Below are 23,770 nucleotides of genomic sequence, written 5' to 3'. Positions count from 1 at the left end.
CGAGGCGGTGCCGGTCAACGCCGCCATGGCAACCGAAAGCTAGGAAAGCCAGGCCCAAGGGGCCGACGGCGGCACTTACCAAAAGTGCCGCCGTCGGCCCTTTTTGGTGCCACCAGTCCGGCGGATGTGCAGCGCGAACGTCATACAAGGAGACCGCCTCTGGATCCTCGCGCGCAACGCCCTACCCTTGACACGTGACATTGACTAAAACCCGCACCGCCGCCTCGAGTTCCCTCGCCGCCGCAGGCCTCCTGCTTACCCTCGCCGCCTGCTCCACGCCGGCCGCCAACCAGCCCAGCTCCTCCGCTCCCGCCTCAACAGCATCCGCTTCAGCCAGCGCCTCCGGGTCCTGCAGCAACGGCGTGCAGGTCGTCGTCGATTCCGGCGCCCTGAAGCAGGCTGCCGCCGACACGTCCGTATGCGTGCCCGTGGATGGACCCACCGCAGCCACCAAGGTGCTGGAAGAGGCAAAGGTGAAGACCGAGGGCACCACCCAGTACCCCAACGAAGTGGTGTGCCGGGTGAACGGCGTGCCTGCCGCCGACTTCGACATCAAGCACAAGGACGGCACCTACCGCGAGGACTGCAGTAAGATGCCGGCGGCTTTTGCCTACTGGGGCCTTTGGGTCAAGCCGGTCTCCGGTGACTGGGCCTTCGCGCAGGAGGGCCTCGCCACCCTGCAGCTGAAGCCGGGAGAAAGCTTCGAGCTGCTCTTCACGGTGGACGACCAGCCGGCCTCACCCGCGGCATGATTTTCCGGCCCGCGCCGTTACGCGCAGCGGCGGCCCTCGCCGCCGTGTTCGTTGCGGCGCGGGTCCTCTACCGCGCCCTCTTCAATGGAGCGGGCACCGGCACCCCGGTCCTGCTCAACCTGCCGCCGCTGCGGCTTCCTGCCCCGTACGCCCACGTGGTGTTCCTCGGCCCGGTGTCAGCTCCCGGGCTTTGGGAGGCGGTGCTGTCCGCCCTCCCGATCGCCGGAATGATCCTCGCGTTCGGCCTGCTCAACGCCTGGGTGGATGTGTCCCGCGGCTTCGTGAAGCTGGCCCGCGGCGGCCCACTGCAGGGCATCGCCCGCATGCTCGTGGTGGCGTGGGCGGCGCTCCCCGCACTGTCCGACGCCGCGGCCTCCGTGCGCCTGGCGTTCCGGCTGCGGGGCGAGCGGTTCGGACCCCGCGCCCTGGTCCCGATCCTGGAGCGCACCCTCGAACATGCCGCCCGGGTGGCTGCTGCCCTGGAGCTGCGCGGCTTCGGCGGCCCTGGCGCCCATGGAAAAGGGCCCGACGGCGGCACCCCACTTCTGGTCCGCGGCGCAGAGTTCCGCGTGGCGGACACGTGCATCAGGGTTGACCGCTTTGCGCCGCCCCGCGGCTCGGTTGCGGTGGTCACCGGCCCCACAGGCTCCGGCAAGTCCACCGTCCTGCGCGGCCTCGCCGGGCTCCTGTCGCACGTTGACGGCGGGGACATTTCCGGCACCGTGCAGGTCGGTGGGCTGGATCGTGCCGCCGCCCCGCCGCGGGAGACCGCCCGGCTGGTCGGCGTCGTCCTCCAGAACCCGCGCGCCGGTTTTGCCACCGGCCGGGTCCGGGACGAGATCGCCCTGGCACTCGAGCTGCGCGGCATGGCGCCCGCCGGCGCCAAGGACCGGGTGCTGGACGTCGCGGAACGTATCGGGGTCACGGCACTGCTGGACCGGGCCGTGAGTACCCTCTCGGCGGGTGAGGCCACGCTCGTGGCCATCGCGGCCGCCGTCGTGGACCATCCGCAGCTGCTCCTGGTGGATGAGCCCCTGGCCGACCTTGATGCAACCGCACGCACCCGCGTCATCGGCGTCCTGGATGCCCTCGCCCACGCGGAGGGCGTCTGCGTGGTCGTGGCCGAGCACCGGGCGCACGCGCTGGTGCCCGTGGCTGATTCGTGGTGGACCATCGAGGGCGCCTCCCTGGTGCAGGGTGCTGCGCCGGCCGCTCCCACCCACCACACTGTGGGTGCGGCGGCCGTCGGTGTCCCCGACCATCCGGCCGTCCTGACCGCAACAAACCTTTCCGTGCACCGCGACGGCAAACCGCTGGTGCGTGACGCTTCGCTTGCCCTGCGCCGCGGGGAGATCGTTGCCCTGGTGGGGCCGAACGGAGCCGGGAAGTCGTCCCTCCTGGTGGCCCTCGCCCTGGCCACAGAGCGCAGGCGCAGTGCAGGCACCGACGGCGGCACGGTCGACGGCGGCCGGGTCACCCTGGTGCCGGATGCCTCGGATGACCTCTTCACCCGTGACACGGTGGCAGGAGAATTGCAGGCGGCAGAACGGCGGCTGCGGCCCCGCAGGAACGGCGGACGGTTCGAGCCAGGTTCCGCAGCCGCACGCCTGACCCGCCTGCGCGGGGGTGCCCGGATGCCCATCGGCCACGAGCATCCCCGCGACCTGTCCGCCGGGGAGCGCAGGATCCTTGCCGTCGCCCTGCAGACCATGGACGCCCCGGACGTTCTCCTGATTGATGAACCCACGCGGGGGCTGGATCCGTCGGCCCGTGCGGCGGTTTCGTCAGCCCTGCGCGCGGCGGCGGAGGATGGCGCGGCAGTCCTGATCGCCACCCACGACCTTGATTTCGTCCAGGGCCTGGGCGCCCGGATCCTGCCGATGCGGGACGGTGTGGCGCCAGCAACGGAGGCGCCTCCCGTCCCCGAGCCGTTTGTCCCATGTCCCCGGCCTGCGCTTTCCGCTTTTCCCTCACCTGTGTCCAGGGAGCCGTCCGGGACTGCGGGCGGGCAGAAGCAGCGCCGGCCCCGGATGCCCCGGGCCGCAGAGCTCACGGTGCTGGCAGCAGCCAACCTGATCGCCCTGGCCGCGTTCTGCTGGCCACTGCTCGCTGCGGCCCTCCCTCGGGACGCCACCGCTGCCCTTCCGTTCGCGGCGCTGGCCATCGCACCCGTGGCCGCGGTCGCCGTCGTGGTGTCCCTGGACGGGTCCGTCCGCTCGGCGCACACCGTAGCGCTTCTCGGCGTGCTTGCCGCCGTCGGTTCCGCCGTCCGGGTGGCGAGCACCGGCGTCGGCGGCGTGGAGGCGGTCTTTATCCTGCTGATCCTGGCCGGCCGCGCGTTCGGTCCCCGGTTCGGCCTGCTCCTGGGGGCCGCCACCATCGCCCTCTCCAGCACACTGTGGGGTGGGATTGGGCCGTGGACGCCGTTCCAGATCTTTGCCTGCGGGTGGGTGGGCGCCGGGGCCGGCCTGCTGCCCCGCCGGGTGCGCGGCAGGGCGGAGCTGTGGATGCTGGCGGGCTACGGCGTCGTGTCGTCCTACCTGTTCGGCCTGCTGCTGAACTTGTGGTTCTGGCCCTTTGCGGTGGGCGCCGGCACGGGCATCTCGTACGTTCCGGGCGCGCCGCTGGGCACCAACCTCAGCAGCTTCCTGCTGTATTCACTGCTGACGTCGACGGCGGGCTGGGACACCCTGCGGGCCGTCACCACGGTGATCGGGATCGCCGTGGTGGGGCGCGCCGTGCTGGCCTCACTGCGGCGGGTGAAGCCGGTGTCCGGCAGTGTTCCGGGACCCGGCGGGCAGGCCGGACACTCCGCTTCGGCCCATGCCCTCTCCGCGTCGGCCCGGAAGCGGCGCCAGCTCACACCTTGAAGTACTTGGCCTCCGGGTGGTGGAAGACGAACGCGTCGGTGGACTGTTCCGGGTGCAGCATGAGCTCGTCGCTCAGGATGACGCCCATGCGCTCGGGTTTCAGCAGCTCGGTGACCTTGCGGCGGTCTTCCATGTCCGGGCACGCGGGGTAGCCGAGCGAGAAGCGGGCACCGCGGTAGTCCAGCTTGAAGTACCCTGCCGTGTCCTTGGGCTCCTCGGCGGCGAAGCCGAGCTCCTTTCGGATCCGGGCGTGCCAGAACTCGGCGAGCGCCTCGGTGAGCTGCATGACCAGGCCGTTGAGCTCGTAGTAGTCGCGGTACTGGTTGGCCGCGAACATCTTGGACGTAAACTCTTCGATCTTGGATCCGGCGGTGACCAGCTGCACCGGCAGCACGTCGATCTGCCCTGACTCGCGGGACTTTACGAAGTCGGCCAGGCACAGGTGCCGGTCGCGGCGCTGGCGCGGGAAGTCGAAGCGCAGGCGGTCGGTGCCGATGGGGCCGCCTGAACCACCGTCGGGGGCGAGCAGGCCCGCCTGGCCCAGGACGCCGTCGTGGTCCTCACCGTGGTGGAGTACCACTACCTGTTCGCCCTCGGAGACCACGGGGAAGTAGCCGTAGGCCACGGAGGCGTCCAGCATGCCCTCGCCCAGGATGCGGTCCAACCAGTAGCGCAGGCGGGGGCGGCCCTCGCGTTCCACGAGTTCCTCGTAGGAGGCGCCGTCCTCGCCGCGGCCGGGCTTAAGGCCCCACTGCCCCATGAAGGTGGCGCGCTCGTCGAGGAACGCTGAGTAGTCGTGAAGCGAGACGCCGCGGACGATGCGGGTGCCCCAGAACGGCGGCACCGGCACCGGGTTGTCGGTGGCGACGTCGGAGCGGCCGGGCATGGCTTCGGGCTCGGTCACCGTGAACTTCGCACCGCCCTTGTGGATGCGCTTCTTCAGCGGCGGCAGGCCGACGTCGTCCGGCGATTCGCCGCGGGCAACGCGCACCAGCGGCTCCATGAGGGACAGGCCCTCGAAGGCGTCCTTGGCGTAGCGGACCACGCCATCAAACTGTTCGGCCAGGTCCTGCTCCACGTAGGCGCGGGTGAGGGCTGCGCCGCCCAGGATGACGGGCCACTTCTTGGCCAGTCCGCGGGACTGCAGTTCGGCGAGGTTTTCCTTCATCACCACGGTGGACTTCACCAGCAGGCCGGACATGCCGATCACGTCGGCGTTGTGCTCCTCCGCGGCGGCGATGATCTCGGCGATGCCCTGTTTGATGCCGATGTTGACCACTTTGTAGCCGTTGTTGGTGAGGATGATGTCCACCAGGTTCTTGCCGATGTCATGCACGTCGCCGCGCACGGTGGCGATCACCATGGTGCCCTTGCCGGAGGAGTCCGACTTTTCCATGTGCGGCTCCAGCAGGGCCACGGCGTTCTTCATGACCTCGGCGGACTGCAGCACGAACGGCAGCTGCATCTCGCCGGCGCCGAAGCGTTCGCCCACCACCTTCATGCCCTCGAGCAGGTGGTCGTTGATGATGCCCAGCGGGGTCATGCCCTCGCTGCGGGCAAGGTCCAGGTCATCTTCGAGGCCCTTGCCTTCGCCGTCGATGATGCGGCGTTCCAGGCGGGCGCCGGTGGGCAGCGCAGCGAGTTCGGCGGCGCGCTGGTCCTTGAGGGCTGCGGTGTCGACGCCGGCGAACATGTCCAGCATGCTGGCCAGGGGGTCGTAGGTGGTGTTGCCGTCGGCGTCGTATTCACGGCGGTCCCAGACCAGGTCCAGGGCCACCTTGCGCTGCTCCTCCGGGAGGGACGCGAGCGGGACGATCTTGGCGGCGTCGATGATGCCGCTGGTCAGGCCGGCCTGCACTGCCTCATGCAGGAACACGGAGTTCAGCACGATGCGGGCTGCCGGGTTCAGGCCGAAGGAGACGTTGGAGACACCGAGCGTGGTGTTGATGCCGGGATACTTCGCGGTGATCTGGCGGATGGCTTCGATGGTTTCGATGCCGTCGCGGCGGGTTTCCTCCTGGCCGGTGGCGACGGGGAAGGTGAGGCAGTCCACGATGATGTCCTCGACGCGCATGCCCCATTCGCCCACGAGGGCGTCGACGAGGCGGGAGGCGATGGCCACCTTGCCGTCGGTGGTGCGGGCCTGCCCCTGTTCGTCGATGGTCAGGGCGATCACGGCCGTGCCGTGTTCCTTAACCAGCGGCATGATGCGGGCGAAGCGGCTGTCCGGGCCGTCGCCGTCCTCGTAGTTGACGGAGTTGACCACGGGGCGGCCGCCGATGAGTTCCAGGCCGGCCCGCAGCACGGGCGGTTCGGTTGAGTCGATGACCAGCGGGAGGGTGGAGGCGGACGCGAAGCGGCTTACGACCTCCTTGATGTCGGCGACGCCGTCGCGGCCCACGTAGTCGATGCAGACGTCCAGGAGGTGGGCGCCAACGCGGATCTGCTCGCGGGCGATGTCCACGCAGTCATCCCAGCGCTCTTCGAGCATGGCCTGGCGGAAGGCCTTGGAGCCGTTGGCGTTGGTGCGCTCACCGATGGCCAGGTAGGCGGACTCCTGGTCGAAGTTCACGTGCTGGTAGAGGGAGGCGACGCCGGCTTCGCGTTCTTCGGGGATTCTTGCCGGCGCGTTGGCTGCCTTGGTCTCCACGGCTTTGGTGCGGAAGGGCGCAAGGCGTTCGACGACGGCGGCCATGTGTTCCGGCGTCGTACCGCAGCAACCGCCCACCAGGCCCAGGCCGAATTCGCGGACGAACTGTTCGTGCGCGGTGGCGAGTTCGGCGGGGGTGAGCGGGTAGTGCGCGCCGTTGGCGCCCAGGACGGGCAGGCCGGCGTTGGGCATGCAGGCGATTGCGACGGAGGACTGCTTGGAGAGGTGGCGGAGGTGCTCGCTCATCTCATCCGGACCCGTGGCGCAGTTGAGGCCGATGGCGTCGACGCCGAGCGGTTCCAGGGCGGTGAGCGCGGCGCCGATTTCGGAGCCCATGAGCATGGTGCCGGTGGTCTCCACCGTGACCTCGACAAAGATGGGGAGGCGGACGCCCTTGGAGACGATGGCCCGCTTGCAGCCGTTGACGGCGGCCTTGGTCTGCAGGAGGTCCTGGCTGGTTTCGATGAGGAACGCGTCAGCGCCGCCGTCGATGAGGCCCTCGGCCTGCAGGGCAAAGGTCTGCTTGAGGTAGTCGTAGCTGGTGTGGCCCAGGCTGGGGAGCTTGGTGCCCGGGCCCATGGAGCCGAGGACCCAGCGCATGCGGCCGTCTGTTTCTTCTGCCGCTTCGGCCCGCTCGCGGGCGATCCTGGCACCCTTGCGGGCGAGCTCCTCGATGCGGTCATCGATACCGTAGTCGGAGAGGTTGGACCAGTTGGCGCCGAAGGTGTTGGTTTCCACGGCGTCGATGCCGGTGGCGAAGTAGGCGTCGTGGATGTCGGCGATGACGTCCGGGCGGGTGTCGTTGAGGATCTCGTTGCAGCCCTCGAGGTTCTGGAAGTCCGTGTCGAGCTGCAGGTCACGGCCCTGGAGCATGGTGCCCATGGCGCCGTCGGCGATGACCACCCGCTGGTTCACGGCGTCCAGGAGTTCCTGCGAACGGGCGGGACGGGGGACGGACTCGATGTCCAGTGCGAAACGAGGCATTTAAACAGGTTACGGGCGGGGGCGCCTGCGTTGCGCTGTGTGTCCGGATACTACGGCTGGTGGGCTCCCATCTCCCGGCGCCTTCTCCCGTCCCTCAAGTCAGTCCTCGAGGACGGCGCGAGCGGCTGCCATGTCGTGGAGATCCGGCAAGTGCCTTTCCTCTTCTTCGATCTTGCGGCGGTAAAAATCATGGGCTGCTTGCTTTGTGATCCCCAATGCCTCACCGATCTGTGCCCATGTGGCACCTCCCTCACGGGCAGACTTCATGACGTACCAGCGTCTGGCGGTGAGCAGCTCGACTGCCCTGGCATTTGCCCGCAGTGCCTCCAGCGCGGCGACTTCCGATACCTCTGACAAAAAATGTGCTGCAGCTTCCAGCGCATGATCGTTGCCGGCGGAGGAAATGCCAGGCGATGCCTCGCCCCGGTTGAAGTCTTCCCACACTTTGAGCAACTCGTGGACGTCACCGCTGTTGAGTGCCTGCTCCACTGACGCCTGATCCATGGCGTCAAGTTAGTTTGACGCCAGTCGCAGGTCAAGAGAAGCGGATAAATGGTGACGTGACTTGGTGTCAAGTTCGGGGTCGGCGACCGTGGCTGAGGCAGCTATCTTTACGGAACGTCCGTTATCGGCCTTCAATCCGGAGCCGTCATTTGGATAAGAGTGCATCCTGCATCGCCAAATGGCACAAGGGGCACGAATGCTACGGTCAAAGCTATGGAACGATCAACGGTGGCCTTGCCGGAGGATTCTTATCTCGCACGAATAGGCGAGATTGCCTACGCCGCGAGCTCTGCAGAGTGGACAGTCTTGGGTGACCTAAACCGGTTGGCTAAGGATCTGCCGGAGAACCTACGACTGGATCTGCTCGAGCCTCTCATGACGGCAGGGATAGCCAAGGAACTAAAAACATCGGCCGCCTCAATGGCTGATGGGCCGATCAGGGAATACATCGTTGCCGTCTACCGTGGCCTGTTCGTCATCGCTGAAATTCGCAGCGATGTCTTGCATGCTCGCCCGGCAACACACCCGTCTGGCTTGCAGCGCCTGCTACGTGCTGAAACGCAGAACCGCGCAACGACTGGGCGACGGTTTTGGATAGACGACGAATGGATGGACATCAGCATCAGGCGGATGAATCACGTGACGACTGAGATCCATAGGATTCGGCCACCGCTCGCGTAGACTACTCGCCTCAGCCCAGGTGGACAAAATCTCCACTATCGGCCCATTGAATCGACCGGGGGAACCCTGGAAGGGTTCTGCGCGTGGCCCACGCCGAAATCTACCGACAGCACGGTTCCTACAGGCAGGACTAGCCCGCCTGCCCCGGATTCATGAGCGATATTAGCGATGACACTAGACCTACGCCGTCGACAATGACGGTCCATGCAACGACCGGAAGTGCGATATTCAAATCCCGACACCAACGAACAGCAAGGACGGTCATTCCTAACGCCAAGCCCACGCCTATCAAAGCAGACAAGCTGTTATTTGTGATGACCCCAACGACAGGAAAGACGCAAGCTATACTCACAAGCAAAATGCTCCACAATATGCGTCGGTGCTTGATTCTCGTCTCTTTCAGTGTTGCTTCCGCAGCTTCTGACTTGGCACGCTCCGCAGCTAATTCTTTGGCAAGTCGAGCCGCTTCATTCTCCGCCTCAAGCTCCCTGATCCTGGCCTCGCGAGCAGCGTCGTGGGCCTCACTAGCTTCCACATTGACACGAGCGAATTCGTCCTTATGACGGTCTTTCTCTCGCTGCGTCATGGCGTCAACGCGCTTCGTCCTTGCCGCGAGAACTGTAGCCGCAATGGCAGTAGCTGATGAACTGGTCTCCAGCTCGTCCAACATCTCTGGCAAGGACAGAATCATCTGGGCGTGGCGGAGATCCATGTCGGAGCCGCCCTGGTTAGGCGACAATTGGGCAGCAAGGCTCATTGCGAAATCAGCCGGGAACCTGGCCGGCAACTGCCACATAGTCTCCTCCGCGAACTGACCAGCAGCAGCACTAGCAAGGCCACGAAGATCACTCGGGGGAGCGCTGATTGATACTACGGTCGTCCATTGGGGAAGGCTTAGCGTAAGTGACACCCTATCCGACGAAATGGTTCGGTAGGCAGGTGCCATGAGCCGATCGCTCGTGATAATCCAAGCGCCCGGCCAGCTATGTGACTGTTCCCGCCGACGCCTCCTCCAGGCCATAGCCATCGTATTCGCGTCGCGCTCAATTACCTGGCTGGACCGTGAGGAACGCGGAATCTTTTGGATCTGTTCCTTTAGGGCTTCGATGCACCGACTTACCCGCTCCGGGGAAAGCTGATTGTTGTGCTCCCGGACGTTAACCCCCCAGGACGTGAGGTCAGATTCCAACTGACTGCATGCTTTCAGAATGTCGCTCAGTCTTTTGTATGTTCCGTCATTCAGCGCAGCAATGCACATCCCGTGCAGCTGGTCGTCGACTAGGGCAGCATAGAATTCAACCTTTGCATTCCGTGAGTGCGCTTCCTTGAAGCGTTCCTCGATCTCAGGGATCTCCCGCCGCAGAAGTTGATCGAGCTCATCTAAGGAATGCCTGCAGACAACCACGTCCCAACCAGCAGCGGCCGCACTTCGAATTGTCAGTTCCGTGTCCCGGCGTTCGGCGCTTCTCCCGAGCAGAGACAATAGGACGGGAGTGTCAAGAATGGCACGTTGAGATGCAGGACTTCCAATCTCCCTGGTAACCTCTGCGCCGGAGCGACCAGAGACATATGAGTTTAGAATGCAGCCCGTCGTTATTTGGCTAACCAGTTCCTTGCCGAAGGGGTCAAGAGGGTCTAGTGCTGCTATGGCCAGCGACTTCAGCAGCTCAACTACGTCAGGACTACCGTTCGTGCCGTCGAGGTGATCAAGAATCTCCTTTTGCTTGACCTCTCGCGGAGTTATGTGGCCTTGGATCAGCTGTTCAACGTTGCCCAAGTAAGCTGCCTGAGACTTTTCTATACCGGATATTAACGCCTTCACGAGTTGGTTGAGCCAAAGCGACGCTTCGGTGCTGTCCGGCTCATAACCCAGCCCCTCCCGTGAGCGAACACGAATTTCGGCAGTTATGCGCGACCTCATGTCCTCCACCCAAGACGCATGGCGCTGGACATCCACTAGCCCTTGGGCGGTGAGAAACCAGTGCGAGTCCTCTGCCGCCGCCAGTCCCAGCTCTTTAGCAAGACCAAGCGCACCTGATATTTGCGGCACAGTGGGTTGGCTCCCGGGCCACATCTCCCCCACCGCCCGGCGGACTTCTTCAGCGCTGGCTCGCTGCGCCTTATGGAGAAACTGGCAAGCAGCCGCGGATAGCAAGTCCGCCTCGGTGGAAGGCCTAGCAGAATTAATGACCCGCTGAATTGCGGAAAGAAATCCTATGGCCCCCGGTCCAATATCCTCGGCTTCAACAACACCGGCAACGTCAGTAGTCACGCGCGCTCCCCCAATAAGTATTCGTGGGTGTCACACCCGTGTAATTATTCTAAGGCGGAGCATGCCACCGTGGATGAAATTTGGGACCTCCGGCGGCAGCAAGATGCGCGGGATGCCCTCGGCTCCGATCGATTGCCAACGCCGAGCTAGGCCACTTTTCTCTTCCTGAGCCGCACAATGCGGCTGTCAAACGCTCCCCCATAGCCTTACAGAATCTCCATTATCGGCGTTTGAAATCGTCGATGGGGGAAGGGCCCGAGATAGCCCTGAGGGCACCACCGGCCTCGCCCTTATCGTCCGCGAAAACCAGCGAAGGGCCTGGGTCGGTCGACCCTTCGGTAACCGCGACGGCGTCGCCCGTCGGTCTGATTCCATCGGCTTTCGGCTTTGCGGGTCGTTCAATGCACGCTAAGGAAATCTGCCGCAGCGGCGAATGCGTCGCTGCTAAGCTCTCGCGCCCAAGGTGGATCGGCGCCTGGTCTTGAGCAGGTGATGGATGCTGCGCTGTTCGCGAAGTCAAGCAGGTTCCGAAGTGCTTGGGGTGAGAGATCCTTCAATTTCGCCCGGGCGCCTGCGCCGAGGAGGTTTCTCGTGCCGAGCCAGGAACTTAGTCCGGCCATGAAGGAATCGCCTGCGCCGACGGTGTCGGCGACTTCGATTTCCCGGGCCGGCATCTGCAGCATCGTGCGGCCGTTTGTGATTAGTGGACCGCCTGCTCCGCGGGTGACTGCCACCATGGCCGGTCCCAGCTTGAGCCATGCTTGCACGGTCTGGTCAGGCGTCCTGTCCGGGTATAGCCATTCCAGGTCTTCGTTGCTGGCCTTGACGATATCGCTCGTCGCTACAAACCGCTTGATGTCCCGGCGGGTGCTGTGAACATCTCCGCTGATCGCGGGCCGGCAGTTCGGGTCGTAGCTGATTGTGGCGTGTCCACGGGCAGCCTGCAACAGTGTGTAGACGGTGTCGCGCCCGGGCGGCAGGACCGTGGCGATCGACCCTGTATGGACGTGGCGGGAGCTTTCGATTGCTGCCAGGGCCGGGAGAGAGGCCCCGTTAAGGTCCCAGGTGATGGCGAAGGTATAGCGGGCGGCTCCAGCGTGGTCGATGTTTGCGGTGGCAACGCTTGTCGGGGAGTGTCCGCCGACGAGGGCGGCGACCCCGTTGGCCGTCAGGTGTTTTTCGATCATCCCCCCGTTCTGGTCCTTTGCGTAGTGGGTGACCAAACTGGTCGTCATGCCGAGGCGCGCACAGCCAATGGCAACGTTTAGCGGGCTTCCGCCCGGACGTATGGCAGTCGGGGTTCCCGCTTTGTGGGGATGAGTGATGACGTCCACGAGCGATTCACCGATGACCGTCACTTGGGGCTAAGTGTCTGGGCTGGGGGGCGGCATGGCTTCCTGTTGGCAGTGCGGTGGCGGGCTGGAAGTACCCCGAAGGGTCTCCCGAACGGTAACGGCGTTCCTAGCCCGGGGATCAGATGCGGCGCTTTTGGAGGTCATGCGCGGTGGGCCGTGGGTGCGGTCTCCAGTTGGTCTGCCACGTGCTGCCAGCCGTCGCTGAAGATACCGTATGCCGTTTTGATTTGGACACCGACGGGAAGTTCGGGGCATTCGTTTTCACCGTTTGTTCCCCAGTTGACCCAGCCGGACTGGCGGCGCTGGACGATCTGGAAGGCGCCGGACGGTTCAGAGGTCCACCAGACCATGGTTCTGTCGAGGTCTGAATGGAATTCGGCGGTTTTTGAGGCCGGCCCGGCGAAGATGGTTTCGTGCGGCACAGCAGAGACATCGACGGGGGCATCCGCTATCGTCCAACGCCGCTCAGGCAGGTCAGCCAGCACGTGCGAGGTCGTCCTGACACGGGCGAGGCGTTCGCGGATCTCCTCGTTGTCCAGGGCGGCTTCCCAGCTGCAGAACAGGCGCCAGTACAGGTCCCAGTGTGCCGCTTCGATGTCGCCGGTGAGTTGGCGGCGGAATTCCTGGAACTTCTCGCTGCTTGAGGTGGAGGTTGCGATGGTCTCGTCGACCATTATTGCGAGTTCAGCGGCGTAAGGATCGCCCGAGCGGTACCGTGTGCCGTCATAGGCTTCGAAGCGGTTGAACACGACGTCGCCTTGGCCGGCTTCGAATTCATCGCCGACGGTGATCTTGTTGGTTATCGAGCGTCCGTTGACGATGGTCTGGAAGTCGTCCACCCGATAGCAGCGGGTGAAGTAGGGCGTGCCGTGGGTGAATTGCCAGTCAATGGAAAACGTCTTGCCCTTGAGTTCTTCGAGCAGGCCGTCGGGGATTTTCCCGTGCATCCGGTAGTGATGAAGGATGGGACCTTGTTCGACAGTTTCGATTTGGACGGTGGTGTGTTCGGGCGGGTTGATGAGGCCGTTTTCAGGGGTGAAGAAGGGGCCGTAGAATCCGCCGATGGCGTTGTTGCCTGAGGGCAGCAGGTCAATGCCTTCTTTGAGCGTTGCGAAATGACGGAGTCCCCATTTTGACGCGCCGGTACCCTCGGCGGTTCCCGAGCACATTTCGAGGTCGAAGTACCCGGTGTCCAGTCGGACGAAAGCGTCGGGTTCGACAGGGTCCCGTTTGGTGATCCCCTCGACGTGACCGGTGACAGGCTCGGTCAGCGTGAGCTCTACGCTTCCGTCAAAGGACAGGACGGTGACGAACGCGGTTTTACCTGGTTCGGGTTGGTCGTTGAGCCGCTGACAGATAACGGTGTCGCCGGAACTTGTGGTTGCAGTCCAAAGGTTCTCGGTGAATTTGCCGTCGACCGTGAAGGTCACTGGTTCGTTGGTGCGGCGTCCGGGAAGGGCGTCCTTGACGGCGATGGTGGGCAATGCCACGGGCTTTTCCTCTCATTTTCGTGTGGGGATGTATTCCGGCCGCTTGGGAAAGGGGCTGGAATGTCCCGCGGGCAGGCATGCAGCTGCCTGATGCGTCGGAAGTGCGCTTATGCAGGTTTCTGTGCCGCGGTGGCCTTTGACCACGGCAGGCGGAGCGTACGTTGTTTGAGGCTGTCGATAGCCACGGCGAGGATGATGACGAGGCCCTTGATCAGCAGTTGGGTGAAGAACTGGACGTTCATCAGGATCAGCCCGGTGCTCAGGACACCGAGAATGATGGAGCCGATGAGGGTTCCGTAGATCCGACCACGGCCGCCAACTAGACTTGTCCCGCCCAGAACAACGGCTGCGATCGCATCCAGTTCGTAGCCGGTGCCTGCTGTCGGCTGGGCAGAGACGACTCGGGCGGAAAAGATGACGCCGGCGAGTCCGGCGCAGACACCCGCGATGACGTAGACGGAAGTGAGGACGCGCTTGACATTGATTCCTGCCAGTCTGGCTGCTTCAGCGTTGCCGCCTACGGCGTAAACGTGCCGGCCGTAGCGGGTGCGCTCAAGGACGAACCATGCTGCAACGTAGACGATGATCATGATCACCACGGGTACGGGGATGCCCGCTATGTACCCATTGCCGATGTCCCGGAAATTGAGGGTATTGGAGACGATGGGCTGCCCGTCGGTCATCGTGTAGGCCAGGCCGCGCAGGAAGGTCATGGTGCCGAGGGTGACGATGAAGGCGGCCAACGCCAGGTAGGAGCTGAGCAGGCCGTTAATCAGTCCCGCGAGGGCCCCAGCCAGAACTCCGACCAGGATCGCCACGGGCGCGGGAAGTCCCGCGATGCCTGCCATCACTGACGCAACCCCGGAGACCGCCAGAATAGAGCCGACGGAGAGGTCGATCCCGGCCGCGAGAATGACGAATGTCATTCCGGCGGCAAGGATCGCGTTGATGGAGATCGACCGGGCGATGTTGAGCAGGTTGTTGACGCTCGCGAAGTTCGGGGCGATGACGACCATTAGCGCAACGAGGGCGATCAGGACAACCAGGATGCCAACCCGGTCCCACCAGTAGGCGAAGTCGAAGCCGCGGGCAGGGGTAGCGACGGCGTCTTGCCGGACGTCAGCACCCTGTGGGTTGAGAGCCTGGTTAGTCATGGAATTCTCCGTTTGTTTGTGCTGCGGTACCGGTCGCATGGGACATGACGTCCTCTTCGCTGGCGGTGCGTGAGTTGAGTTCGTGGACGATCTGGCCGGAGCGCATCACCAGGAGCCGGTCGCTGATGCCGATCGCTTCGGGAAGGTCTGAGGAGATGACCAGAATCGCCTTGCCGGCCCTGGCCAAGTCGTTGATGACTTCATAGATTTCGCTTTTGGCGCCGATATCCACGCCCCTGGTTGGTTCATCCAGGATCAGGACATCGGATTCCCTCATCAGCCACCGGGCCAGGACGGCCTTTTGCTGGTTGCCGCCCGACAGCGCGCTAACCGGCAGGCGCAGGGCGTTTTGCCGCAGGTGCAGGCGTTCCATCTGCTTTTTCACCGCGTTCCGGATCCTCGTCCGTTGGAGCACGCCGGCGTTTACGTGGCCGCCCAAGGAACTGACAGCGATGTTGTCCTCGACAGAGTGGGAGACGAACAGGGCCTGATCCTTGCGGTCCTCAGGCACCATGGCGATCCCGCTGGCTATGGCCTGGGCAGGACTGGAGACGGTTGCGGCCTTGCCTTGGACCGTGACAGTGCCGCCGCGGGGCCGGTCCGCGCCAAAGATCATGCGGGCTGTCTCTGTGCGGCCAGCCCCGATGAGCCCGGAAAGGGCGACAACTTCCCCTGCACGTACCTGGAAGCTGACCGGGCCGATTCCGGCTCCGTCGGTGAGGTCTTTCACGTCCAGCATGATCTCTCCCGGGCTGTGCCGGTAGTGGTGGTAGAGGTCCTCAAGGTTGCGGCCCACCATCATCCGTACGACATCGGGCGGGCTGATCTCAGTCTTTTCCCTGGTACCGACGTAAGTGCCGTCGCGGAACACGGTGACGCGATCCCCAAGTTCCCAGACTTCTTCCATCCGATGGGAGATGTACACCAGCCCGACGCCTGCGTCGCGCAATTCGTTGATGATCTGGAAAAGGTGCAGGGTCTCGCTTCGTGACAGTGCCGCCGTTGGTTCATCGAGGACCAGGATTCTGGCGTTCTCGCTGACGGCACGCGCGATCTCAACCATCTGTTGCATGCCGATACTCAGTTGGCCGAGCTCGGTGCGTGGGTCGATTCGTGCCCCAACACGGGCAAGTTTTTCTCGGGCCTGGGAAATCATGGCGCGACGGTCCAGGGCCCCGAACTTGGTCGAAGGCTCGCGTCCGAGAGCCAGGTTCTCAGCAACTGTCATTGCCGGCACCGTGTTGAGCTCCTGATGGATAATGGCTATGCCGTGGGAAACGGCCTCCTGCGGGGAACGGATGTCGATTTCGGTGCCGTCCATCAGGATGCGTCCGGAATCGCGGGTAACGTTACCCGCCAGGATCTTCATCAGAGTGGATTTACCGGCCCCGTTTTCGCCCATAAGAGCATGAACTTCACCCGCACGCAGGTCGAAGTGGACGTTGTTCAGCGCCAGGGTCGCGCCAAAACGCTTTGTGATGCCTTCCAGCTGCAGCAGCGGTTGGCGGGAGGTTGTTGTGTTCATGGTGGGCCTATTCTCGATCCGGTCATGTGGGGCCGCTCTACGAGATGAGCGGCCCCACGCAGGAGTGGCTAAGCGCTACCAGCCCTTGTACTGGCTGACGGTGTCGCGGGTCACAAGCTCACTGGGAATCAGGATGGTGGTCTGGGCCGGGGGCTTGTTATCGATGATGTTCTGGGCGACCTCGACGGCCTTGCGGACCATCTCGGCCGGATTCTGCGTTGCCGTTCCGATGAACGGCGACCCTGACTGCTTCAGTTCCGCCACCGCCTCGGGGCTTCCGTCGACACCGGTGACCTTTACGGTTCCGGCCTTGTGGGCCTGCTGGACCGCCAGTACGGCGCCGAGTGCCGACGGGTCGTTCATGCCGAAGATGCCCTGAACGTCCGGGGTGGCGGTGAGCATGTCAGTAGTTACGGCGAGGCCGGAGGCGCGGTCGTTCTTAGAAGCCTGCTGCCCGACAACTTTAACGCCAGGAAACTTTTTCACAACGTTGTTGCAGCCGGTGATGCGGTCGCGGATTGTCTGGAGCGGGGTTCCGTCCACCAGGAGAACATTGCCCTTTCCTCCCATTTGCTCGAACAGGTACTGGCAGGACTTTTCACCGGCCTGGACTGCATCGGTCATCACCACGGCGTCGGCGCTCTTGGCGGGAGTGTCCACAGCGATCACAATGATGCCTGCCTGCTTTGCCCGCTCAATAGCCGGCTGGATGCCGTTTTCATCAACGGCGCTGATGACAATCAGGTTCACGCCCTGCTGGATGAAGGTGTCAATCTGGGTATTCTGATTCGCCAGATCAAGCTGGGCGTCCTGGGTGTTGGCGGTGGCTCCTATCGAGGCGGCGGCTTCCTTGGCTCCCTTGTCCATGGCTGAAAAAAACGGGTTTGACATGTCCTGGACCATCAGGCCGATCTTCTCGATCTTTTTCGGCTTGGCCGCGGCCTGGGTGTCGCCGGAGCTGCAGGCCGTGAGGCTGAGCGCAGCCAGTGTGACGGCGGCGGTGAGGACTGCGGACTTCTTGACGAGCTGTTTCATTTTCGGATCTCCTTTGAACCGGAACCGGCGAGGCCGTGACGGCAAGCCAGGTCCGCGAAAAACGGTGGATGGAAATAGGTGGAAAGTGTTTCGCCGGCTTGCTTCGGTGCGAAGACCGGCTTTGGGATGTGTCCCGGTGATATGACGAACGCCTGAGCAGTCATCGCCGGATCGCGACCTTGTCTGCCGCTCCCCCTCGCGTGCCCAACCAGGCTCTTGAGTAGGGGCGGTCAGGCTGCCGCCCTGTGGTAACGGGCGTGCGGGAAGTACACATGTTTGACCGCTGAAGTCACAAGCGGACCAGACGGGGTCGGTAACCGTAGTCGTTTATAGGATCAGGGAGCGCTTCGGAGCGCTCCGGTCAGCAGCCGCAAGACTGCCGCACGATTAAGTCCGCGTTCACCTCCCGGCGGTCTTCCGGGCGGTAGCTGGGTACGGGGGGATCGCCCCGCCGCTCGGCTTCCAACTGCCCATCCAGAATGCGGGTCAGCGTCTGCGCGGCCAGAACGCCGATCGATTCGCTGTCCTCATCGACCACAGTCAGCGGCGGATCCAGCAAAGGCGCCCAGGCAAACTCGTCAAAAGCCATGAGGGCCACCTGGGTTGGGACAACAATCTCACGTTGCTTGAGCGCGGTAAGTACACCGTGCAACAGGGGGTTGTTTCCAGCGATGATCGCCCTGGGCAGTGTTCGCCCGGGGGTGTTCAGGTAGTTCGACAACGTCTTGCATGCTGAGTCAGAGTCGTTTTCCGTCTCCAGCACCTGGAGCGCAGCCCCATGCTTCGTGGCAGCTTCGTGGAGCCCGCGCTCCCGTTCAGCGCGCGTGGACCAGCGGCTGGGATAGGCCAGGAAGAGCCAATCCGTATAGCCGTGCTGGGCCAGATGCGCCCCCGCCGTCATGCTCGCGGTGTAATTGTCCGTCCAGATGCTCGGCACTTGAGTGGCATCTTCCGGCGGCGCTGAGTCAACGAAAACCACCGGGATGTCCCAGCTTTCCAAGAGCTTAACGTTTTCGCTGCTCAGCGTCAGAGTCGTGATGATGCCAGCCGTACGCGACTGGATCAAGTCCTGAACAATGGCATCTTCCACCTCGGGTGTATAGACGCCTTCGGCGGCAATGTCGGCCACAACGGCATTCCGACCGGATACCCGCAGGACCCGCTGGACTCCCTTCATAAGATCCAGGTAGTAGTAGTTCGACGTGCTCGCCGTGATCACCGCGACGGAACTGCGCGATTTCTTGCGCAGTTCCTGCGCAGCACGATTCGGGACATAACCCAATTCCCGGGCAGCCTTCAGCACCAGCTGCCTGCTCGCATCTGAAACGTCCGGGCCGTTACTCAAAGCACGTGAAACTGTGTAGGACGACAGGCCCGTGGCCTCGCTGACGTCCCGCAAGGTGGGCTTCTTTGCCATGCCCTCGCCTGCCTTCTAATCGTTTAGGTTTAGGCTCCACGTCGATTTAGATCGCGTTACCTAAAGGATTAGGCTCCACCATAATGTGATTGCCCGCACACGTCAATAACCCGGAACTGAGAAGGAGCTGAAACACCCGTTGCACGAGCAGCCCATCGCGGATTGGATCCCCTCGGTACCCCAGGGTGACCATCTGGCGCTCCGAGTCATCTGGGAAGGCCATGCGGGGCCATGTCGGCCGAGCCTAACGGCACGCCAGCGAGACGTACGTTACGATGGCGACGCGCTCAAGGACGCCTTTCAGATACTCGGCTAACCCCGAACTGAGTAGTCGAATCCCTCGCCGTTCTGGCTCTAGTTTCACGGTTCTTCCTTATCGGGCAAACCCGGATAGGGAGCAGCCAGGAGGCTTTACGAGCCGGCAGTACAGGACAGCCTCCCGCAATCCCGCAGGCTTGGTACAAAATTGCTCGACCGTGGGCCCGGTTAGTCAAAGTCCTAGAAGGAACCGCGCCTTCCCCTTTCACCCTTGCACTTCTCAACCGGAGACGTCACACAACCTGGAAGGCCGCGTTCTTTCTATCCATTTAGGTAACGCTTTGATAACACCGTTGCGTCAATGCGTTTGACGAATTGAGAGTGACATCAATCGTTTGCAGCAATGCCTCAAACGATTGATGTAAGAGGATCAAACGATTGATACAAATCCCGAAAGGAGGCGAGCGGATCGGTGTCGTTGGTGACCCTGAGGGACATTGCAAAAGAAGTCGGCGTATCCATCTCTGCGGTCTCGCTCGTCCTTAATGACCGCGGTGATGGTCGTGTGAACGCAGAGGCAGCGGCAAGAATTAGGGCGGTTGCTGAGGAGCTTGGCTATGTCCCGAACTTGTTGGCCAGGGGCCTGAAAACCAAGCAGTCTCTCACTATCGGGTTGCTTTCCGATGGTGTGGCCTCTACGGCATTTGCAGGACCAATGATCGCTGGCGCACAAACAGTCGCTGCCGAATTCGGCTACTTACTGATGCTCATCGACACTGTAGGCATGTCCGGGCTGGAAGCTCCTGCAGTGAAGGCGCTGCTTCAGCGGAATATTGAAGGGCTGATTGTGGCGCCTGACTATCACGCGATTGTGGAGTTGCCGCGTGTGCCTCGTTCATTGCCAATTGTGGTCTTGGACGGCCGCCCTGAGGACGCCTCCATCTCGGACTGGGTCGTGCCTGATGAGACGGGAGGCGCCTTTACCGCAACCCGGCACCTTACTGAGGCAGGTCATCGTCGCATTGCCATGTGCAATTTGGACGACAAACGGTACATAGCAACCGCTTTACGCAGGCGGGGCTACGAAGAAGCGCTGCGGACCGAAGGCATCGTGCCGGACCCTTCTCTTCATGTGCTGGCCAAGGAACTTACAGCCGCGGCGGCAAGGGAAGCAGCGCGGGACGTGTTGTCAAGGCCAGATCGGCCCACCGCCGTGTTCTGTTTTTCGGACAGATTGGCCTTCGGCGTTTATCAGGCCGCCGCGCAGTTGGGTCTGCGGATCCCCGAAGACCTGTCCATCGTTGGTTTCGATAACCACGCCTTTGTTGCCGAAAGCCTTCTTCCCGGCCTGACTACGGTCCAGTTGCCTCACCACGACATGGGCGTCTGGGCAGCAAGGCGCCTCATTGAGCGCAGCCAGGAAAGCGGTGAACCCGGCCCCGTTGTCTCACAACTTACTCATTGCCCGTTAGTGCAACGAGCCTCCGTCGGCCCACCACGGACGTAATCCCCCCACTTTTGTAATCACAAAGAATCCGAGCGCACTGCTTCGGACATGCAGTCCTGCCCTCAGGGGCATCGGCTGCCAACTCAGAGAGGAGTTCGCACCATGCGAGCAATTTCCCGTCGCCAGGTTCTTGCAGGTCTTGGCGCACTCAGCGTCAGCGCCCTGGCTCTTACCGCATGCAACCCGTCCAGCCAGCAGAGCGGGTCGTCCGGCAGCGGTACATTCAAGATTTTGCAGTACGAAGACCCCACGACACCGCAGGGCCAGGGATGGCAGAAGGCGGTCGAGCTGTTCAAGGCGAAGCATCCGGATGTGAACGTTGAAGTTCAACAGACGAGCTTCGATGCGTTCCGGCAGAACGCAAAAATTCTATTGAGCGGTAATGACGTCCCCGATGTCGTCGAGTTCAATAAAGGCAATGCCGATGGCGGTCAGCTCGCCTCCCAAGGCCTCCTGGAATCGCTGAACGATGCAGTAGCCAAGTTCGGATGGGATAAGAAAGTCACCGGATCGATGGCGGCCTTCGCCAAGTACGACCAGGACGGCAAAGCCGGCTCCGGTGACTGGTACGGCATCCCCAACGTGGGGGAGTACGTGTACTTCTACTACAACAAAGCGAAGTTCGCCAAGGCAGGGATCACTGAAACGCCGAAGGACCTTGCGTCTTTTGAAACGGCCATGGACAAGTTGAAGGCCGTCGGCGAACTGCCCATATCAAGCTCCGCCAGCACCAGCCAGGGCTTCAACCAGATGTGGGTCTGGTACTCCCTGATCTCCGCCCAGGCCAGCCGCAAGGAAATCGACGACTTCATGTTCATCAAGGACAAGACTGATTTCCATTCAGGTGCTTGGAAGAGTGGAACAGAACGTTTCCAGCAGTGGATCGATAAGGGCTACGTGGGTGACCAGCTCGGAGGCCTCTCCTTCGAACAGGCTACCGTCAACTTCCTTTCCGAAAAGGCCGCGATGCTTCCCTGGAACAACGGCATGTTCGCCCGGATCAGAAAGGACGCATCCTTCGACTGGGGATTCTTCATCATGCCAGGGGCCAAGCTCTCCATGGGGTCCTCAGGGCACCTCTGGGGCGTTCCCGCTAAGTCCAAAAACAAGGAGCTGGCCTACGACTGGATTGAAACCACCCTCAGCCTCGAGGTCCAGAACCTCATCGGCCAAAAGGGCGGCCTGCCCCTGGCAGGCGACATCAATTCCATCTCCGACCCCCTGACCAAGGAACTTACCGAAAAGTTCAATGACGTAGTGAAGGCAGACACGCTTTCCTTCTACCCGGACTACCCTGTGCCCGGTTTCCTGGATTTCATCCAGAACCACATGCAGGCCATGTCAAACAAGAACGAAACCGCCTCACAGTACCTCGACGCCCTGCAGACTTTCTACGACAAGGGCACCAAGAGCTAGCACTCCATCAGGGAACGGGGTGAAGTACTTCCGCTTTGCCCCGTTCCTGCCATCCCTCATCCCCCTAACGAATGGAATTTCGCCGTGAGCAAAGGACTGGCGCGAGGACTGCGCCGACCGAGCGGCTACTGGCTATATCTCGTACCGATCTTCATCGGTTTTCTGGCCGTGGTCGGTATCCCTTTTGCGACTAACATCTACTTCTCCCTTTTCCGTTGGAAGGGCGGGGCAGCGCCGATGCGCTGGAACGGCCTGGGGAACTACGCCACGTTGTTTGCCGACGTCGAGTTCTGGACATCTTTGCGCAACTCAATTTTCATGGTGATTGCCATTGTGGTGATCCCCACCGTGATTGGCCTTCTTCTGGCCGCGCTGCTTACCGAAACCATTGGCCGACGATTTGGCCCCAGGATCGCCAGCTTCCTCCGGGCCACCTATTACCTTCCCCAGATTCTGCCGATTGCCGTCGCCGGCTTCATGTGGAGCTGGATCCTCGACCCCTCCGACGGCGCCATCAACAGCTTCTTTCGCTCCATCCACATAATCGGCCCCGACTGGCTCGGAAACCCTGACCTGGCCATCTACGCGGTGATGCTGATGTTGATCTGGCTCCAAATTGGATACCCCCTAGTTATCTTCATGGCAGCCTTGTCCCGGGTGGACCCAGAGCTCTACGAAGCTGCTGCATTGGACGGCGCCGGAAAGTGGCGGCAGTTCCTCGCCATCTCCTTACCTACCATCAGACCGGAAATCTTCATCGTGGTACTGACAGCCACCGTAGCCGCGCTGAAGGTCTTTGCCCCGATTCTGATCCTGACTGGAGGCGGACCGGAAGGATCAACGGTCGTTCCCTCTTACTACGCCTACCGTAACTTCTTTGAACTGTCACAGGTGGGATACGGCTCCGCGATATCCACCGTCATGGCCCTTGTAATCTTTGCCATTGCAGCCCTCATGCTGTGGTGGCAGCGCAGGCAGGAAGCACGATGAGCACCACGCAGACCCGGCAGAAAACAGTCAATCTGACGCCCAACCCCGAACGTAGCCGAGCTCATGGCAGAAAGCCCAGCGAGTGGGGGCTGCTTGCCGTTGCCGTCATTGCCGGCGTCGCCGTCTTCGCGCCCTTCGGCTTGATCATCCTCAACGCCTTTAAATCCACCCAGGACTATTCAAGCCACGGGCCCTTGAGCTGGCCCACATCACTGTCCATCGACGCGTTCATCAATTACCTGGGCAGGATTAACTTTGGCCAGGCCTTCTGGAACTCCCTCATCATCTCGCTATTTGTTGCAGCGATAGCAGTAGTGCTCTCCCTAATGAGCGCATACCCCTTGGGAATAGGCCGTGTAAAAGCAAACGGCATAGTGCTGGCTGTGCTGCTGGTCGCCACCATGCTCCCGCACGAAGCCCTCATCTACCCGCTGTTTTATGGGGCCCAGGCCACCGGAACTTTTAATACGGTGTGGAGCGTGATCATCGTCTTCTCGGTCCTGCAGGCAGCATACGGTACGTACCTGCTAGCGAGTGTCATGGGCGCAATCCCGAAAGAACTGATCGAGGCTGCCCAGCTTGACGGAGCCACCCGCTGGCAAATTCTGTGGCGGATCCTGGTCCCCATCCTGCGGCCCAGCCTGGCAGTACTGGTGGTGTTCTTCTTCATCTGGACCTGGAACGAGTTCTATATTCCGGTCGTACTTCTATCAGACCAGTCGTCCCAGACAATCCCGATCGCCCTGGCCACACTCCGCGGCCAGCACAACATCGACATCACTGTGCTCAACGCCGGATCGCTGCTGTCGTTGCTGCCAACCCTCGTTTTCTTCCTGCTCTTCCAGCGCACCCTTGTACGTGGTGTTGCGGCCGGAGCCGTCAAGTAAGCCGTTCGAGCAACTCGAGCACA

At 62.5% G+C, this 23,770-nt stretch carries 16 protein-coding genes; 7 read left to right on the top strand and 9 right to left on the bottom strand.

Features of this window, described 5'->3' with window-relative positions; genetic code table 11:
* Positions 1–194 precede the first annotated feature (194 nt).
* Together VXJ37_RS17165 and VXJ37_RS17160 are read left to right on the top strand one after the other, a co-directional pair.
* On the top strand, positions 195–752 hold the full coding sequence (locus VXJ37_RS17165; RefSeq protein ID WP_331324255.1) for a hypothetical protein: 558 nt from the start codon (positions 195–197) through the stop codon (positions 750–752).
* Positions 749–3,622 carry an ATP-binding cassette domain-containing protein gene (locus VXJ37_RS17160; RefSeq protein WP_331324253.1) on the top strand — a complete coding sequence of 958 codons (2,874 nt, stop codon included), beginning with the start codon at positions 749–751 and terminating at the stop codon, positions 3,620–3,622. Before VXJ37_RS17165 ends, VXJ37_RS17160 begins: the two co-directional genes overlap by 4 nt.
* On the opposite strand, the gene metH is transcribed toward VXJ37_RS17160, so the two are convergent.
* A complete protein-coding gene (metH, locus tag VXJ37_RS17155) occupies positions 3,612–7,256 on the bottom strand; it encodes a methionine synthase (RefSeq protein WP_331324251.1) in 3,645 nt (1,214 codons plus the stop codon). The two genes, VXJ37_RS17160 and metH, sit on opposite strands and share 11 nt — an antisense overlap.
* Before the next feature lie 99 nt (positions 7,257–7,355).
* Positions 7,356–7,745, bottom strand: a complete 390-nt coding sequence (locus tag VXJ37_RS17150) for a hypothetical protein (protein WP_331324250.1) — start codon at positions 7,743–7,745, stop codon at positions 7,356–7,358.
* 228 nt (positions 7,746–7,973) lie between these two features.
* Here VXJ37_RS17150 and VXJ37_RS17145 point away from each other — a divergent pair, with 228 nt between their 5' ends.
* Complete coding sequence (locus VXJ37_RS17145) at positions 7,974–8,441, top strand: hypothetical protein (RefSeq protein WP_331324249.1); 468 nt, start codon at positions 7,974–7,976, stop codon at positions 8,439–8,441.
* A 130-nt stretch (positions 8,442–8,571) separates the two neighbouring features.
* Here VXJ37_RS17145 and VXJ37_RS17140 read toward each other — a convergent pair whose 3' ends face one another.
* The 7 genes from VXJ37_RS17140 to VXJ37_RS17110 form a co-directional block, all read right to left on the bottom strand.
* Positions 8,572–10,713 (bottom strand): hypothetical protein, encoded by a 2,142-nt coding sequence (locus VXJ37_RS17140; protein ID WP_331324248.1) that lies wholly within the window; start codon positions 10,711–10,713, stop codon positions 8,572–8,574.
* Positions 10,714–11,111: 398 nt separating this feature from the next.
* Complete coding sequence (locus VXJ37_RS17135; protein ID WP_331324247.1) at positions 11,112–12,071, bottom strand: carbohydrate kinase family protein; 960 nt, start codon at positions 12,069–12,071, stop codon at positions 11,112–11,114.
* Positions 12,072–12,208: 137 nt separating this feature from the next.
* Positions 12,209–13,558 carry a hypothetical protein gene (locus VXJ37_RS17130; RefSeq protein WP_331324246.1) on the bottom strand — a complete coding sequence of 450 codons (1,350 nt, stop codon included), beginning with the start codon at positions 13,556–13,558 and terminating at the stop codon, positions 12,209–12,211.
* 107 nt (positions 13,559–13,665) lie between these two features.
* Complete coding sequence (locus VXJ37_RS17125) at positions 13,666–14,712, bottom strand: ABC transporter permease subunit (RefSeq protein WP_331324245.1); 1,047 nt, start codon at positions 14,710–14,712, stop codon at positions 13,666–13,668.
* Positions 14,705–16,237 (bottom strand): sugar ABC transporter ATP-binding protein, encoded by a 1,533-nt coding sequence (locus tag VXJ37_RS17120; RefSeq protein WP_331324244.1) that lies wholly within the window; start codon positions 16,235–16,237, stop codon positions 14,705–14,707. Before VXJ37_RS17120 ends, VXJ37_RS17125 begins: the two co-directional genes overlap by 8 nt.
* A 75-nt stretch (positions 16,238–16,312) precedes the next feature.
* Positions 16,313–17,272, bottom strand: coding sequence for an ABC transporter substrate-binding protein (locus tag VXJ37_RS17115; protein WP_331324243.1), 960 nt, complete (start codon positions 17,270–17,272; stop codon positions 16,313–16,315).
* A gap of 361 nt (positions 17,273–17,633) precedes the next feature.
* Entirely contained in the window at positions 17,634–18,689 is a 1,056-nt protein-coding gene (locus VXJ37_RS17110; RefSeq protein WP_331324242.1) for a LacI family DNA-binding transcriptional regulator, read from the bottom strand.
* Positions 18,690–19,419: 730 nt separating this feature from the next.
* On the opposite strand from VXJ37_RS17110, the gene VXJ37_RS17105 reads away from it, so the two are divergent.
* The 4 genes from VXJ37_RS17105 to VXJ37_RS17090 all read left to right on the top strand — a co-directional run bounded on the left by VXJ37_RS17105 (position 19,420) and on the right by VXJ37_RS17090 (position 23,747).
* Entirely contained in the window at positions 19,420–20,454 is a 1,035-nt protein-coding gene (locus VXJ37_RS17105) for a LacI family DNA-binding transcriptional regulator (protein WP_331324241.1), read from the top strand.
* Between the two features lie 102 nt (positions 20,455–20,556).
* Positions 20,557–21,870, top strand: coding sequence for an ABC transporter substrate-binding protein (locus VXJ37_RS17100; RefSeq protein ID WP_331324240.1), 1,314 nt, complete (start codon positions 20,557–20,559; stop codon positions 21,868–21,870).
* A gap of 84 nt (positions 21,871–21,954) precedes the next feature.
* A complete protein-coding gene (locus VXJ37_RS17095; protein WP_331324239.1) occupies positions 21,955–22,860 on the top strand; it encodes a carbohydrate ABC transporter permease in 906 nt (301 codons plus the stop codon).
* Positions 22,857–23,747 (top strand): carbohydrate ABC transporter permease, encoded by an 891-nt coding sequence (locus VXJ37_RS17090; protein ID WP_331324238.1) that lies wholly within the window; start codon positions 22,857–22,859, stop codon positions 23,745–23,747. Before VXJ37_RS17095 ends, VXJ37_RS17090 begins: the two co-directional genes overlap by 4 nt.
* The last annotated feature ends 23 nt before the right edge of the window (positions 23,748–23,770 follow it).

The sequence above is a fragment of the Pseudarthrobacter phenanthrenivorans genome (assembly GCF_036455295.1).
Taxonomy (GTDB): Bacteria; Actinomycetota; Actinomycetes; order Actinomycetales; family Micrococcaceae; genus Arthrobacter; species Arthrobacter phenanthrenivorans_C.
This window is presented reverse-complemented; position numbering and strand designations above follow the sequence as displayed.

What these genes read in the sequence shown, in the direction of transcription:
- VXJ37_RS17160 (WP_331324253.1), top strand. Translation starts at nt 749, where the DNA reads ATGATTTTCCGGCCCGCGCCGTTACGCGCAGCGGCGGCCCTCGCCGCC.
- VXJ37_RS17125 (WP_331324245.1), bottom strand. Translation starts at nt 14,712, where the DNA reads ATGACTAACCAGGCTCTCAACCCACAGGGTGCTGACGTCCGGCAAGAC.
- VXJ37_RS17115 (WP_331324243.1), bottom strand. Translation starts at nt 17,272, where the DNA reads ATGAAACAGCTCGTCAAGAAGTCCGCAGTCCTCACCGCCGCCGTCACA.
- VXJ37_RS17090 (WP_331324238.1), top strand. Translation starts at nt 22,857, where the DNA reads ATGAGCACCACGCAGACCCGGCAGAAAACAGTCAATCTGACGCCCAAC.
- VXJ37_RS17145 (WP_331324249.1), top strand. Translation starts at nt 7,974, where the DNA reads ATGGAACGATCAACGGTGGCCTTGCCGGAGGATTCTTATCTCGCACGA.
- VXJ37_RS17120 (WP_331324244.1), bottom strand. Translation starts at nt 16,237, where the DNA reads ATGAACACAACAACCTCCCGCCAACCGCTGCTGCAGCTGGAAGGCATC.
- metH (WP_331324251.1), bottom strand. Translation starts at nt 7,256, where the DNA reads ATGCCTCGTTTCGCACTGGACATCGAGTCCGTCCCCCGTCCCGCCCGT.
- VXJ37_RS17100 (WP_331324240.1), top strand. Translation starts at nt 20,557, where the DNA reads ATGCGAGCAATTTCCCGTCGCCAGGTTCTTGCAGGTCTTGGCGCACTC.
- VXJ37_RS17110 (WP_331324242.1), bottom strand. Translation starts at nt 18,689, where the DNA reads ATGGCAAAGAAGCCCACCTTGCGGGACGTCAGCGAGGCCACGGGCCTG.